At 52.7% G+C, this 15,625-nt stretch carries 10 protein-coding genes; 7 read left to right on the top strand and 3 right to left on the bottom strand.

Annotated elements, in window-relative coordinates; translation table 11 throughout:
• The first annotated feature begins 5 nt into the window (after positions 1-5).
• Entirely contained in the window at positions 6-2,162 is a 2,157-nt protein-coding gene (locus FP815_14755) for a CHASE2 domain-containing protein (protein ID MBA3016188.1), read from the top strand.
• Positions 2,159-2,521, top strand: coding sequence for a response regulator (locus FP815_14750; GenBank protein MBA3016187.1), 363 nt, complete (start codon positions 2,159-2,161; stop codon positions 2,519-2,521). The genes FP815_14755 and FP815_14750 overlap by 4 nt, the downstream gene beginning before the upstream one ends.
• 154 nt (positions 2,522-2,675) lie before the next feature.
• Here FP815_14750 and pyrF read toward each other — a convergent pair whose 3' ends face one another.
• From pyrF to FP815_14735, 3 genes are all read right to left on the bottom strand, one after another.
• A complete protein-coding gene (gene pyrF / locus FP815_14745) occupies positions 2,676-3,407 on the bottom strand; it encodes an orotidine-5'-phosphate decarboxylase (protein ID MBA3016186.1) in 732 nt (243 codons plus the stop codon).
• A 512-nt stretch (positions 3,408-3,919) separates the two neighbouring features.
• On the bottom strand, positions 3,920-5,920 hold the full coding sequence (locus FP815_14740) for a response regulator (GenBank protein ID MBA3016185.1): 2,001 nt from the start codon (positions 5,918-5,920) through the stop codon (positions 3,920-3,922).
• A 139-nt stretch (positions 5,921-6,059) separates the two neighbouring features.
• The gene (locus FP815_14735; GenBank protein MBA3016184.1) at positions 6,060-8,102 is read right to left on the bottom strand and encodes a DUF3365 domain-containing protein; all 2,043 of its coding nucleotides are present in this window, start codon (positions 8,100-8,102) and stop codon (positions 6,060-6,062) included.
• Between the two features lie 589 nt (positions 8,103-8,691).
• Here FP815_14735 and FP815_14730 point away from each other — a divergent pair.
• From FP815_14730 to FP815_14710, 5 genes are all read left to right on the top strand, one after another.
• On the top strand, positions 8,692-9,645 hold the full coding sequence (locus FP815_14730; GenBank protein ID MBA3016183.1) for a histone deacetylase: 954 nt from the start codon (positions 8,692-8,694) through the stop codon (positions 9,643-9,645).
• Between the two features lie 161 nt (positions 9,646-9,806).
• Positions 9,807-10,475, top strand: a complete 669-nt coding sequence (locus FP815_14725) for a CBS domain-containing protein (GenBank protein ID MBA3016182.1) — start codon at positions 9,807-9,809, stop codon at positions 10,473-10,475.
• 36 nt (positions 10,476-10,511) lie between these two features.
• A complete protein-coding gene (locus FP815_14720) occupies positions 10,512-12,608 on the top strand; it encodes a CoA-binding protein (GenBank protein ID MBA3016181.1) in 2,097 nt (698 codons plus the stop codon).
• Positions 12,609-12,724: 116 nt separating this feature from the next.
• Positions 12,725-14,620, top strand: a complete 1,896-nt coding sequence (locus FP815_14715) for a GNAT family N-acetyltransferase (protein ID MBA3016180.1) — start codon at positions 12,725-12,727, stop codon at positions 14,618-14,620.
• A 180-nt stretch (positions 14,621-14,800) separates the two neighbouring features.
• A complete protein-coding gene (locus FP815_14710) occupies positions 14,801-15,610 on the top strand; it encodes a class II fructose-bisphosphate aldolase (GenBank protein MBA3016179.1) in 810 nt (269 codons plus the stop codon).
• Positions 15,611-15,625 lie beyond the last annotated feature (15 nt).

The following is a 15,625-nucleotide window of genomic DNA, read 5'->3' as shown; positions in this document are numbered from 1 at the left end:
CGGTCATGTCAGATTCAGAGTCAGAGGCATCTTCATCTTCGATCCGTCCGTTGTTGTTGCCTCTTTGGGATGGTGGCGGCCTGTTGATTGCCGCTGGATTTCTGTTGACTCTCTGTATGTTCTCTCTTCTGGCAGTTTCACCTGTGTGGATACGCCAGGCCGAGCTGCGTCTTTACGATCATATGCTCAGTGATCGCCCTTCTTCGTCGCGGCACGATGCCACGGTCATTGTGGGTATCGATGAGGAGAGCCTGGCCGCTTATGGTCAATGGCCATGGCCACGGTATCGCGTGGCCCGCCTGCTGGAGAGGATTCATCAATTGGGAGCGGAGGTCATCGCCCTTGATGTCCTGATGCCGGAGGCGGATCGTACTTCACCTGACGTCATCATGGCCGAACGGCAGCGGGATTTTGGTGTGGTAGGAGCGGCTGGCCCCTCAGGGGCAACTCCGGACAGTAATTCACAGGCGCTGGCCGCAGCACTTAAAAAGGGACCTGCCATTATTGGGTGTTACTTTGATTTTTCAGAAAAATCATCCTATCAGGAGACCGGTTCCCCTAATGTCCCCGCTAAGTTGGTGGTGGTGGGTCGGGTTGGGGAAGGAGTATGGCCCGAGCCGACTGGAGTGCTTCGCAGCATTCCGGCGCTGACCGCCGTAGCGGTTGAAGGATTTACCAATATCAGGCATGATATTGACGGCATTCTTCGACGGGCGCCGATATTGATTCGGCAGGGGAGTCACTATTATCCTTCTTTGGCCCTGGGTGCGGCTTTATTGTCATCCCCGGAGCGAACGTTCTGTCTGCGGCAGGATATGGGGGAAACTATCCTGCAATGGGAAGAACGGGCTATCCCTTTAGATAGGCAAGGGAATCTTAATATCAACTTTCGTCCTCGCGATGCCCCCTTTCCCTATATTTCTGCCAAGGCAGTGTTGAGTGGAGCAGCCGGACTGCCCTCTCTCTCTGGCAAAATCGTCGTGGTTGGCGCTTGGGCCAAGGCCTTGGGTGATATTCATCAGGTGCAGTATGGGCGGTCCCTCTCTGCCTTGGAGGTGCATGCCAATATCATTGATACTCTTCTGTCGGGCGCTTTTATCTCCCAGCCAGGCTGGGCTCGTGGTACAGAATTGGTGGTCATTGCTGTGTTGGGGGTGTTGAGCAGCCTGTTTCTCAGCCGGACAGGGGCCGTGGTATCAGGGATCATGGTGGCAGTGGCAAGTGTCGGGAGTTATTGGATCTGTCGCGAGTTGTTGATGGTAAAGGGGCTTTTTGTGTCGCCTCTCTTGCCGATGATGACGCCGCTTGTGGTCTTGACGGGCGTGATTCTCTTGAAGTATGGGATCGAGGCCCGTAAGGTTCGGCAACGTAATTGTGAGTTGCGCCAGGCCCATGAGCTGATCGAAGGGGTGGCGGAGGAAAAGGTTGAATTAGAGTTAGTCAACCTCAAGTTGGCGGAGGTTGATCGGCTGAAATCCATGTTCATCGCCTCCATGAGTCATGAACTTCGCACGCCGCTTAACTCAATTATTGGCTTTACCAGCATCTTGATCATGGGACTTGCCGGGGATTTGAATGAAGAGCAGAAAAAGCAGCTGGCTATGGTCAAGTCAAGTTCGCTGCATTTGCTTGATCTGATCAACGATATTATTGATTTAAGTAAAATTGAGGCCGGTAAGATTGATATTCGTTGGGATGATTTTGACTTGGCTCAGACCGTGCGTGAGGTTTTTGCTACTTTTCAGGTTACGGCGGACCAGAAGTCGCTACGTCTGATCTTCGAGGGGCCGTCCCAGTTTATGATTCACAGTGATATTTGCCGGGTGCGGCAGATTTTGGTCAATTTGATTGGTAACGCTGTCAAGCTTACTGAGTCCGGGTCCGTATCCGTTACCCTCAGTTCGGTTCGGCAACAGGTTGCGGTTGCGGTTTGTGACACCGGGGTGGGGATCAGGCAGGAGGACATGGGTAAACTCTTTCAGTCTTTCAGTCAGATCTCTACGGATGGAGAGGTGAAACATGAAGGTACAGGTCTCGGGCTTTATTTGTCGAAAAAATTGTCGGATCTTCTGGGAGGGACTATTGTGGTGGAGAGCAAATTTGGTAAGGGGAGTATTTTTACCTTAAGTCTGCCAGTCAAGGAAACTGAGGAGAGGGGATGAAGACAGTCATGGTGGTTGATGATAACGAAGCGAATTTGTATCTGATGGCCTGCATTATCAAGAAGATGGGGTGCCGTATCCTTCAGGCAAGAACAGGGGAGGAAGGGGTCGATCTTGCGGTGCGCGAGCGGCCTGATCTTATTGTGATGGATATCAAGTTGCCTGGAATTGATGGAGTGGAGGCAACCAGGCGGATACGCCAGTCTGAAGCGTGCGCCAAGGTGCCGATCCTTGCGGTTACGGCCCATGCCATGACTGGTGATCGGGAGCGTTTTCTACAGGCAGGGTGCAACGCCCATATCGAAAAACCCATTGATCCGGTGATGATCATGGCAGAGATTTTCGCGTATCTGCAGTAAACGTTCACCGGGCACTCCATCTGCTTCGCAGTCTCGCAAACTCGCTTAGCTGTCATATTATGGTATGCCGAACGAGCAAAACCGCCACGTAATTTAGTTCAATCCCCGCTGGTGTTGGACGGGGACGCAGTAGATCGGACTTTTTGCGACGCCATCAACTGTGACTTTCGACTACCTGCTGGATCTCTTCCTGGAGGGTGGTGATGACTTGATCAGGATCTTCTGCCTTGGAGATTGGTCGTCCTACGACAACATAATCGGCGCCGGCGGCAATGGCTTGACCCGCGCTCATCACCCGTTTCTGATCGTCGTTCTCTGCGATGTTGGCCCCTGGCCTGATGCCTGGGGTGACAATCAGGAGCTTTTCTCCTAACTGCTTACGTAGTCGTTCAGCCTCGAGGCCCGAGGAAACCACCCCGTCACATCCCAGATCCAATGCCCTTTTGGCGCGAAAATAGACGAGATCCTCGATGCTTTGGGTCATGCCCATGGCCCGCAGGTCGTCTTCTCCGAAGCTGGTCAATACGGTAACTGCCAGGATTTTCAGGCTTTCGTCTGCGTTTTTGTCGCGAGTAGCATCCATGGCGGCCTTGACAATGGCATCGTTGCCATGAACCGTGGCTAAAGAGACTCGGCGGGCCATAAGTTGTTTGACTGCCAGGTGGACGGTCTCGGGGATGTCGAAAAATTTAAGGTCAACCATTACCTTGTGGCCGCGGTCAACAATCCAATCTACGGTGTGAAACCAGTCCGCCATGAACAGTTGGAGCCCGACTTTATAGAAGCCGAGTTTTGATTCGGTGGCTAGAACCAGTTTTTTTGCGGTTTCTGGGTCGGGAACATCAAGGGCCAGGATAATCCTGTCCCGTAAGGGGATATTTTTCATTGTGGTCTCGCTGATGGCGGCTTTGCTGGGTTTCGGCGTGTGGTTTTTTGTCGGGTATTGAAATCTCAGTGAGAGATACCAAACTCTGGCGGAAATTGCCAGTCTCAACCTTGTGGTTAATGGTTAATCATCCCCACCCGGTAATGACTGAAGGCATCGGTTTACGGTTGATAGCTGACGGTGACCTCATCGCAGACCATGATTTTTTGTAAACGTTCACCGGTAACTGGTCACCGTCAACTCAAGGCAGTTTCCTTACAAGTGTGTAATTGTTCACCAGAAGCGTTGAACGTGCTGATTTCACCGGACTGTAAACGTTTGCCGGGTGCTCCAGCCGGAGTCTCCCTACGGTCACTTACCTGCGCGATTTATATTGACCCGCTTCGTCGGTCAATAAAGCGGTCTGCGAAATGTGCTAGTTGCACATGAGCAGGCCGTTAACAGCTAAGCGAGTTTGTGAGACTGCGAAGCAGATGGGGTGCCCGGTGAACGTTTACACAAGTGTTTGATGCTCAGCCCATAGAGAGCGCCTCTTGCACGGTGTCGCTTAAGGTATTGATGGTGATGGGTTTGGTCAGATAACTGGTGATGCCGAGGGCTTTTGCCTGATCTTCTGACAGCACGTTGCTGAATCCGGTACACAGAATGATCGGTAGTTTTGGCCGAAGGGCGCGAACCCTTACAGTTAGTTCGGCTCCGGTCAAGCCCGGCATGGTCTGGTCGGTGATCAACAGGTCGAAATCATTGGGGGTGGAGGTGAAGGCGGTCAGGGCGTCCAGGCTGGAGAGAAAGGGTGTCACGTGGTGGCCGAGTCGTTCCAGGATGCTATGGAGCATGGTCACGATCATGGGGTCGTCATCTACCACCATGATTCGGGCATTGCAAGTTGGGAGAGACGGGCTGGTGGGTTTGGCAGCTTGGCTGATGGATTTATTTTTTGAATCAGGCAGGGCCTGGAAATAGATTCGGAAGGTTGTGCCGTGGCCGGGCTCACTTTCCACAGTGATTATTCCGCCTAAGGCGTCAACGATGCCATAGACTACAGCTAAGCCGAGTCCCGTCCCTCTGCCACGCGCTTTGGTGGTAAAGTAGGGCTCGAAAATATGAGGCAGGGTGTCTGCTGCTATCCCTGCGCCGGTGTCCTGAACCGTCAATTCGAGGTAGGGTCCAGGGGTGAGTCGCGGGTGAGCGGCAAGGTCTTTGCGGGTCAATTCCCTGCGCTCCAGGGTGATGGTAATGGTTCCCTTTTCATCGGGCAAGGATTGGAAGGCATTGGTGCAGAGGTTGATTACGATCTGATGGATCTTGGTGGGGTCGGCGAGGATGACCCCGGATTGGGAATTGATCTTGTCGACTATGGCCATGGTCGTTGGCAAGGAGACGCGAAGGAACTTCAAGGCCTCCTTGATCATTGGCGAGGGGTTCATCGGCCCGAGTTGCTGGGTGCCGCCCTTGCGGCTGAAGTTGAGGATCTGTGACACCAGCTCTCTGGCCCGCAAGGCCGCTTCAATCACCCCATTAATTTCTGCTAAGGGGCGTTCCCCTCCACCCAGAAGTTTTTGCTGGGTCAGTTCTGCGTAGCCGAGGATAGCGCCAAGGATATTGTTGAAGTCGTGGGCGATGCCGCCGGCCAAGGTACCCATGGCTTCCATCTTGTGGCTTTGAAACAGGTCTTCCTCCAGACGTTTTTGGATAGTGATGTCCCTTGCGACATGGATGATGTATTCAATAGCGTTATTGTTGCCAATAACCGGGGCTGAGCTGACAGAGAAAATTTTGCCGAGAGCCTTGTGAGTGATTATGCCGGAGTGAGGTTGCCGATCTTGAATGGAAAGAACAATGGGGCAGTTGGGACAGGGTTCGCTGCAGCCACTGAACACCTCGTAACAGAATTTACCGATAAGATTTTCAGGTTGGGTGGAGAAGCACTCTCCTGCCGCATTGTTGGCTTGAGTAATGCGCATGTCAGTGTCGAGGAGGGTGAGGATGTCGTGCAAGGAGTTGAAGGTTCGCTCCCATTTGGTGGTAATTGCCTCCAGCTCGTGGACTTTACGTTCAAGCTTGGACGCGACCATGGCAGCATATGTTTCTAGTAATGCGGAGCTATTGTTGATTGTCTCCTGGGAGACAGGAGGGGGCTCGCCTAGTTTTTTTATGATCTCAGAGAGTTGACGCCATAAGGTTGCCGGCTCTAATGGTTTGGTCAGGAACGAGGCGGCGCCAAGTTTGGTGGCTAATTCGTGTTCGTCCTTGCTGGTGTAGGTGGCTGAGTAGAAGACAAAGGGGATTGTGCTCAAACCGGGATCGCTCTTCATGGTCCTGAGCAGGGTGAAACCGTCCATCTTTGGCATCAGGGCATCGGAGATCACCAGATCGGGCGTGTCTGTCTTGAGATGTTCCAGGGCATTGAGGCCATCGGTGGCTTCAGAGACTTGGAGTTTCTGATGTTCAAGGATTAAGCGAAGGAGTCTTCGATCCTCGGGGCGATCATCAACCAGCAGTACCTTTTTCATGAGGTCACGCTCCTTGCAATATTTTCATTAATTTTTGTAACTGTCCAGCAGTGCCACATCTGCGTTGTTATCGGCCTGTTCATGTGCGAAAAGCACACATCGCAGGCCGATGCCTAGCATCTGCGGCACTGCTGAATAGTTACGGTTCTGGGCTTCGGCATCTTTCTGGGTCAGAAGGTGGATAGTTACTAATTTTTTTCACCACTTCACCCCTTGCCCTTCGGGTTGGAATAATAAGGGTAAAAGTGCTGCCCTGGTTCAGGGCGCTTACGACTGTCAGGTCGCCTTGAAGCACTTCGTTGGCCAGTTTGTGGCTCAAGTACAGGCCGAGACCGGTGCCGGGGTACTTGTTGTTGGATGGTTCTAGGCGCAGGAAGGGGGTGAAAAGTCGGGCTTGGTCTTCCGTGGAGATACCGATACCGGTGTCATTGACGGAAATGGCGATACGGCTGTCGGCCAGTTTTTTTGCATAAACGCTAACCATGCCGTGTTCAGTGAATTTGACAGCGTTGCTTACCAGATTTATCAGGCATTGCAAGAGACGACGTCGGTCGGTTAGCAGGCGGCAGGCACAGGGGTTGGTGTTCAGCGAGATGCCTTTGTTGTGAGCTTCTTGACTGAAATTGATGGTGGTTTCGGCGATCAATTCATCGAGATCGAATTCCATGTCCTGAGATTCGAGCATCCCTGCCTCGATCTTGGAGATATCGATGATGTCATTGATCAAGGATAGCAGGTGCCTGCCGTTATTGAGGATGATGGCCTGGTTGGTTCTCTGTTCAGGGTTGAGCGGTCCGGGCCACTCTTCGAGGAGAATGCTCGAAAAGCCAATGATGGAGTTAAGCGGCGTGCGAAGTTCATGGCTCATGGAGGCGATGAACATGGATTTTAAACGATCGAGTTCTTGTAATTTGAGGTTGGCGGATTCCAGTTCCTGTTGACTCATTTCCAGATCAACGGTCTTGCCTCGCAGCTCTGCCGTGCGTTCCTCGACCATGGTCTCAAGCTGAGTTTGGTACTGTTCCAGTTCAATTTCTTTTAGTTTGCGTTCAGTGATGTCACGGGACGATGCAATGATAAAGTCTTGCTGGTCATGGGTCAGATAGCGGAGTGTGACCTCTACTGGCATCAGAGTGCCATCCTGGCAACGGTGATGGCTGTTTATGGTCATTTGCTCTCTGTTTTTCATCTCTTGGACATGGGCGTTCCATGCTTGGATGTCGGGGAAGGTCGGATCAATGTCCATGACGGACTTGGTTAACAGATGTCTCTGTTTGAAGCCAAGAACATGGGCAGCCCTTTCGTTAATATCCAGCAACCTGGAGGTGTCTGGATCGACGATGAAGAGTGAGTCATTGGCTTGGTCTATTAGCGAGCGAAACAGGGAGAGATTATTTTTTTTGGTGTTGAGGTCTGCTTGGATACGTTCGTTTTCGATGATTTTGGCCTGTATCCGGCGAGTGCCAAGCGCAAGTCCGGCCCAGCCGACACCATAGACGATAAGGTGTAAGAATATGAGGCGGGAGAAGCGCTCTTTTCGCAGTGCGTAATACTTGCCCATGGGTACTGATACGGAGATACCTCCCCGGATATCTCCAGTCTTGTATCCTTGGTGTGCGTGGCATTTGAGACATGGCTTTTCGGTGATGATGGGGCGCATGAAGCGGAGGTAGGGAGTGCCGGATGTCGTGTCTTGCGATGATACTTCGTTGATCCCATTGGCAAAGGACTCAAGCGCTTGCCGTTCCCAGAGGTCTGGACCATTCTCAGGCCTGATTGGATTGAGGCTGGTGATGTGGCTCTTGGTCTCGAACAGTTCTTTTGCCATCTCATGGACCTGGCGGGTCATATATGCCGGATTCACCAAGGTCAGGTGCACGCCTGCAGTGGTCGTGAGGTCGCGGTTGGGGAGGAAGCTGAGGTGGGGGTTGGGAGGGGTGTAGGCGCTTGGGACAACATAAACGCCGCCCTGTTTGGCTGCCCATCGCCGGTAACTGAGGTCATTGTTAAAACTGGCATTTGCCTCTATGGTGGCAAGCTGAATGATCATCTGTTGGAAGTCACACATCGTCCAGATGAGAGAGACGGAGATAATGACGGTCCAGACCGCAAGGAGGATCAGCATCCCCTGGCGGATGGGGATTGGATGCGATACAGGGGCGCTATTGTTCGTGGAGGTCATTGATTGCCCTTCAAGGTTCTTGACATGTTATCTCGGCGAACGGTGTGGTCCTTTTATCAGTGAGATCAGGGGCGTGAATGAAGGTGGTCTCATTTCTATGATGTCTTGGTCGTGTTATAAAGTCAACGCAATTTTGTTGTAAAAGTAATTGACAAAATGCTAGAACCTGGCATTTTAAGTTGTCACAAATCGGCAGTCTCTTGCTTGACATTGGGATAGTCTCTCCCGTAGAGTAGTTTATGGAGATTGTTGGGCGAAATTTTAGTAAACGTTCACCGGGCACCCCAGATGCGCGAAAGCGGTCTGCAAAGTGTGCTAGTTGCACATGAGCAGACCGCTGACAAAGCAGATGGGGTGCCCGGCAAACGTTTACAGTCCGGTGAAATCCGCACGTTCAACGCTTCTGGTGAACGATTACAAATTTTATGCTTAGGGACTTGGAAATTGGTAATTTCCGAGTCCCTTAGTTCAGTAGTTGGGAGATGTGCTGCTCGGATCCACCGTGGATTTATTCTGGTGATATCCCCTTTGTCACAATGTAACCGATTCGCGGCGTTAGCTGCCGTGAGTAAAGGAAGTTCGGCTGACCATGGCAAACCCTTTTATCCTGATTGATCATCCTTGTTATCGCGACCATGATACCGGTGGCGGGATGCATCCTGAAGTGCCGGGGCGGATTGCCGCTATCCGGACTTGTTTTGAGGCAGGTCCTTTTGCCGCTGGGATGCGGGTCGTTGCGCCAAGAGATATCAGTCGTGCCGAGTTGCTGGCAATCCACGATGAGTCGTATCTGTTTCGACTGGAAGAGGCCTGTCTCTCCGGGCATATCAGTATTGATCACAATGATAACCAGATATGTTACGATTCTTTTGATGTGGCGCAGGTGTCGGCTGCTGCGGGTCTTACTGCCATTGATCTTGTGGAGCGCGGTGAGACAGAGACGATCTTTTGTGCTGTCCGGCCGCCGGGGCATCATGCCGAGCGGTCCACGGCCTTGGGCTTCTGCTTGCTGAATAATATTGCCATTGCCGCCCGTTACTGGCAGCAAGCCTATGGCCGCCGGAAAGTTTTTATTATTGACTGGGACGCCCATCATGGCAACGGAATCCAAAGCGCCTTCGAGCATGATCCGGAGGTCTACTACGCCAGTATCCACGAGCACCCGACCTTCAGCTTTCCAGGCACTGGTTTTGGAGATGAGCGCGGGCATGGACCTGGCAAGGGCACGACCTTGAATGTCCCTCTGCCGCCGGGAGCCAATGATGCCATGCTTCTTGAGGTTATCGAGAGTAAGATTGGACCTGCAATAGAGTCATTCCGACCGGATGCCCTGTTGGTGGCTGCCGGGTTTGACGGGCATCAGGATGACGATATGTCCGGACTCTGTTACTCCACAGGAGTATACAAAACCTTGGGGCTGATGACACGGCAATGGGCTAAGCTTTTTCATGGCAGGGTGGTGTCAATCCTTGAGGGTGGCTATCACCTTGAGTCGCTTGCTCAGAGTGCCGAGGCCTATGTGGACGGGTTGGCCGGTGAATGATGGTTGTAGGTTGGAATAGCGAAGCGTAACCCAAGATTTTTCTTTGCCTAAATATGATGGTCTCGCAAAAAGTCACGGTATGTCTAAGCAAAAGGGCGCTGCAACGCAGTAGATCGGGCTTTTTGCGACGCCATCAAATATGAAAGAAGAGGAGGAGATCTATGTATATTGAACATTACATGACCAAGATCCCGGTCACGGTCGGGCCTGAGACTCCCATCGGTGAAGTGAAGGGAATCCTTGAGACTAAACATTTTCGGCACTTGCCGGTTGTCGGGGATGATGGTTGTCTCCTTGGCATGGTCACTGACCGTGATATTCGTTCGGCCTACCCCTCCTGTGTCGATACCGGTAAGCAGCATAAGGACGAGATTTGGAAAATCAGTCAGTCCCCGGTTGGCGAGATCATGAGTAAGGATGTGGTTTCTCTTTCATCCTATGCCACCTTGGACGATGCCCTGATCCTTCTTAATCGGCACAAGGTTGGCGCCTTGCCGGTGATCGATAGCCACCACAAGGTGATTGGAGTTTTTTCCGTTCGTGATCTGATCATGGCCTATACCACGCTCTTTGGTCTTGGCGAGCGGGGATCGGTCCTGGTCGGCGTCAAGGACGATGGCAAGCCCCGGCCTTTAACCCGGATCGTGCACACCTTGGAGGAACATGATATCCATTTCAGCCGGGTGGTGCGCAGCAAGAGCATGGTCCCTGGTCAGCATTCTCAGACTATCTCGGTTCGGGTCAATACTATGAACCTTCGGGCCGTGCACCGGGCCTTGGAAGAAGCTGGGTTTGTTGTCGACCCGATGCTGCCAGAGCAACCTCTGTAAATTTAATCGGTTACACTAATAGGAATTAAACTACCCATGCTTGACGCCCTGTTTCAACCTCAGACCATTGCCGTTATCGGCGCATCACGCAGTGAGGGCGCCTTCGGCCACCGGTTGCTGGCTAATATTATTCAGGGAGGGTATGCCGGGACCGTGGTGCCGGTAAACCCGAAGGCTGATGAGGTGCTTGGGCTCCGCTGCTATCCTGGGATTTCTCAGTTTGCAGGGAGGATCGATCTTGCCTTGATCGCCGTTCCTGCCGCTCAGTGCCGGGATGCTGTCCGTGATGCCATTGGCGCCGGGGCTAAAGCGGTGATCGTGCTGTCGGTGGGTTTTAAGGAAGCGGGTGAGGCTGGGGCTGAAATGGAGACCCAGATTGCCGAGATGTGCCGACTTCGTGACGTGCGACTCTTAGGTCCAAATTGTCTTGGCGTCATTAATACTGCTCATTCGCTCTTTGCCTTTGACACCGAGTCATTTCCTGAGCCTGGCGGTATTTCGATGATCTCTCAGTCCAGTTCTCTCTGCGCACTTTTTCTGGAGCGTCTGGCTGGGGTGGGGCTGGGCCTTGCCAAGATGGTCAGTCTTGGCAACAAGGCGGAATTGTCCGAGATTGATCTGCTCAGAGCTCTGGCCCTCGATCCTCAGACCAAGGTTATTATCGGCTATCTTGAGAGCATTAATGCCGGTGACGCTTTTGTCAAAGCGGCGGAATATGCCACCAGTCGTAAGCCGGTGATCATGTTGAAGGCTGCAACTACCCTGTCCGGGCGAAAGGCGGTTGCCGCTCACTCTGGGGCGTTGATTGGCCAAGATTCCGCTTATGGCGCCGCGTTCCGGCGTTCCGGGGTGATCCGGGCGGAGAGTATGAGCGCCCTTTTTGACCTGGCCACTTCGTTTAGTCTACAGCCTCTGCCTAAGGGGAAGCGGATTATGGTGCTGACCAATGCCGGTGGTCCGGGGATTATGGCCGTGGATGCCATAGAGCGGGCAGGACTTGCGATCAGTTATCTTGATGCGACGGCGGCAAGCATTCTCCGGGCCGAACTGCCGGATGCAGCCACTATCTATAATCCAGTGGACCTTCTTGGCGATGCCGGGCCGGAACGGTACCGGGTGGCGCTTGAGGCGGCAGTCAATGACAGTCATGTCGATGCGGTGGTGGTTATTATCGCCAGGCGTGGCGCAGCGGATCAGACCCTTGCCATTGCTCAGGCAATTGTCTCCTGCAATCATGGTCAGAAGCCTCTCTCTGTCTGTGTGCTGGGAGGTGATACTAACGCGACTCGGGATTTGTTGTTTCACGGAGGAGTGCCTGCCTTTGATTCGCCAGAAGGAGCGGTTGCCGTGCTCAAGGCCATGGTTGGGTATGTGGCCTGGCGCAATCGACCGCCGCGGGTGGTTACTCGTTTTAAGGTGAATCGGCGTCGGGTTGAGCGGATCATCTCTCGCCGGATCCGAACCAATCGTCTGCATATTGCCGAAGTCAAGGCTAAGGACATTCTTAAGGCCTATGATTTTCAGGTGCCTCCTGGCCACCTGAGCACTACCGTGGAGGAAGCCATCGAGCATGCCGAGGGAATCGGTTATCCGGTGGCAATGAAGATCGTGTCGCCGGATATCGTTCATAAGAGCGATATGGGTGGGATTCGACTCAATATCACCAATCGTCAGGGAATTCGGGACGGTTTTGATCTGATGATGCTCAGGATGAGCCAGCGTGCCCCTGATGCCTGGATCGACGGGATTTATATCGAGAAGATGTTGGACCGAGGTCCGGAGGTGATCATGGGAATGCATCGGGATCCCCAATTTGGGCCGATGCTGATGTTCGGTCTGGGGGGTATCTATGTGGAGGTGATGAAGGATGTGGCCTTTAATTTGGCTCCTATCACCTTTGATGAGGCCATGACCATGCTGAGAAATACCAAATCGTACCAGATCCTGGTCAGGACTCGCGGGGAGGGTGGGGTCGATATGGCAAGCATTGCCCATTGTCTGCAAAAAATCAGTCAGTTGGCCACCGACTTTCCGCAGATCGCAGAGATTGAGATCAATCCGCTCTTGGTCTGCGAATTTGGTACCGAGCCGGTGGTGGTCGATGCCAAGATCAATCTGCGAGTAGGGAGTTAGGAGCCAGTCGGACTTAGCATCCCCGGACTTTTTGCGAGACCATCATTTATAGAAATCATCAACCGTTAACTGATAACCGTAAACCGATAACCTGAGCGGTTATGACCAGAGACTTTATGATCAACACTGATAACGCTTTTTTTGACCCGAACTGGCAGGAGACCTACCGGTCCATGATCACTACTGCCAAGAAGGCGGTGCGATCCTTCCGTCCGGGGCAGCGGATCTTTATTGGCACTGGTTGCGCTGAGCCTCAGGAGTTGGTGCAGGCTTTGACTGACAGGGCCCATGAGTTGCTTGATGTCGAAATCATTCATCTTTTGACTAAAGGAGAGGCGTTGTACGCCGCCAAGCAGTTTGCCGATCATTTTCGGGTGAACAGTTTTTTTATCGGTCACAATGTCAGGGATCAGATCCAGGAAGGTTTTGGTGATTATACCCCGGTTCATCTCTCCGATATCCCTGGGTTATTCAATTCCGGCAGAATGCCGATCGACGTCGCTCTGATTCAGGTTTCTCCTCCTGATCGACGGGGACGGGTCAGTCTCGGGATTTCAGTGGATATTGTCAAGAGTGCCGCTGAAAACGCCTCCCAGGTCATCGCTCTGGTTAACGAGCAGATGCCTTACACTTACGGGGACAGCCTCCTCCATGTCAATGATCTTGATGTGCTGGTGCCGATTGACGTCCCGCTTCTTGAGCGGGTGTCCAATCCGCCCCATCCGGCGACGGATACCATTGCCCGGCATATCGCCGCTTTGATTCAGGATGGCGATACCCTCCAGTTCGGGATGGGCCGGATTCCAGGGATAGGCCGGATTCCTCCGGCGGTGATGAATCATCTTCTCGATAAGCGCGATCTTGGTCTTCATACCGAGATGATCACTGACAGCATCATCAAGCTGGTTGAAGCGGGGGTGTTGACCGGCCGCAAGAAGTCTCTGGATCGAGGTAAGCTCGTCACTTCATTCTGTATGGGAACTCGCCGGTTGTATGACCTTGTCGATCGTAACCCGCTCTTTTCCTTTAGGCCCACCGAGTATGTTAACGACCCTGCCATTATTTGCCGTTTAGAGCGAATGGTGGCTATCAACATGGCCATGGAGATAGATTTGACAGGCCAGGTCTGTACCGATTCGATTGGTGAAAAATTTTATTCCGGCATCGGCGGTCAGATAGATTTTGCCCGGGGCGCTGCTCGATCACCAGGCGGGAAGGCCATCATGGTCATTGCCGCCTTGGATGAGCAGAATCAGACATCGCGTATTGTTGCCCGGCTCAGCCCTGGCGCCGGTGTTGGGATTACCAGGGGTGATGTCCATTACGTGGTCAGTGAATTCGGGGTTGCTTATCTTCACGGCAAAACGGTGCAGGAACGAGCGCTCGCCTTGATCTCCATTGCCCATCCCGAGTTCAGGGAGCAGTTGTTTCAGGAGGCCATTGAGGCCAAGCTGATTCGTGGTGAACATGCCCATGTTCAGGCCGGTTTTGTGGTGGCGGCTGGTGAACGGAAGAAGAGTGTGGTTCTGCCCGGCGGGGTCGAGGTCTCTCTTCGACCGATTTTGCCAACCGATGAGCAGGGGATTAAGGATTTGGTCTATTCACTCTCGCAGGAGACCCTGTATCACCGTTTCATGACCAGGACCAAGCAATTCGGCGCTAAGCAGATTCTTGATTTTGTCTATGTTGATCATCGAAGTAATGTCGCGTTGGTGGTGACAATCCCTGAGGCCCACGGTGATGACATTATTGCGGTGGGAAGATATTACCTGGATGAAAAGACCAATCGTGCCGAGGTCGCTTTTTTGGTCCGTGATGATTGGCAGGGGCGAGGAATAGGTCGACTGCTCTTTGATGCCCTGGTGGTGATTGCCAAACAGAGCGGGATTGCAGGGTTTACTGCCGAAGTTTTACGTGAGAATAGAAAGATGCAGGCCGTGTTTAATCGGTGTGGACTGATGGTGACCAGTCATCTGGAGGATGATGTCTATAGTTTTCAGCTGGATTTTTGAGTGTAGGACGGTCTTTTTGTCGCTAGTGTGGAGAATATTTTGACTTGTGTAGTTTTTTTTGTACGTTAGGTTGGGAGGTGGAAGCCCTATAGCCGATTCATCAGGTGTGGATGATGAATCGTTCGCACCTTGAAGAGGGGGGCTATTTCCCCGATTAACTTATATTAAGGAGAGTTTGATATGGCTGATTTTCAACGGGCGTTACAGGTGGGCAGACCGCCGAATATTGTTAAACTTTTTCCTAATTCCAAGGCATTGATTGTCAGCGGCAAGGTGATTGACCGGGCGCTAATCGCTAAGGGTGGGGCTATGACCATAGCGGCCAATGGCCGTAATAATTTTGTTATCCGTGGGGTGTTGCGGGCCGCTCAGCGGGCCAATGCCTGCATTATCATTGAAATTGCTCGTTCCGAGGGCGGGGCCAAGGCGTATTGCCCGACAAACTATTGGAACATGGCGCTCCAGATTGACGCGGCCTGTAATGAGATGGGAATTACGGTGCCGGTGGCAGTTCATGCCGATCATTACGGGATTAAGAAGGAGTCGGATATAGCCTTTGCCAAAAGCGAAATCCCAACTCTTTTTGAGTCAGGGATCACCTCTATCGCTATCGATGCCTCCCATATGCCGGATGATCAAAACCTCCTGGCCAATATAGCTTTAAGTTCGTGCATTCCCTCGTGGGCAGGGCTTGAGACCGAGGTCGGCGAGATCAAGGGGGATCAGGGTCTGTCCACAGTTGATGACGCTTTGTTCTTGATTCAGGGGATGAATGCTCATGGGATCTTTGCTGACTGGATCGCTTTGAATAACGGCACCACTCATGGTTTAGAGAGCAGCGGTCAAGGGATTCAAGTGGAATTGACCGCAGATATCCACCGCCACCTTGAGCCTTACAAGGTATCCGGCGCTCAGCACGGCACTTCGGGGAACTCATCGGGGCGGTTGCGGGCTATCGCCACTCAGACCAACACCTACGGTAGGATGTAGCCGACCGAGGACGGG

Source organism: Desulfobulbaceae bacterium, assembly GCA_013792005.1.
GTDB lineage: Bacteria > Desulfobacterota > Desulfobulbia > Desulfobulbales > VMSU01 > VMSU01.
This window is presented reverse-complemented; position numbering and strand designations above follow the sequence as displayed.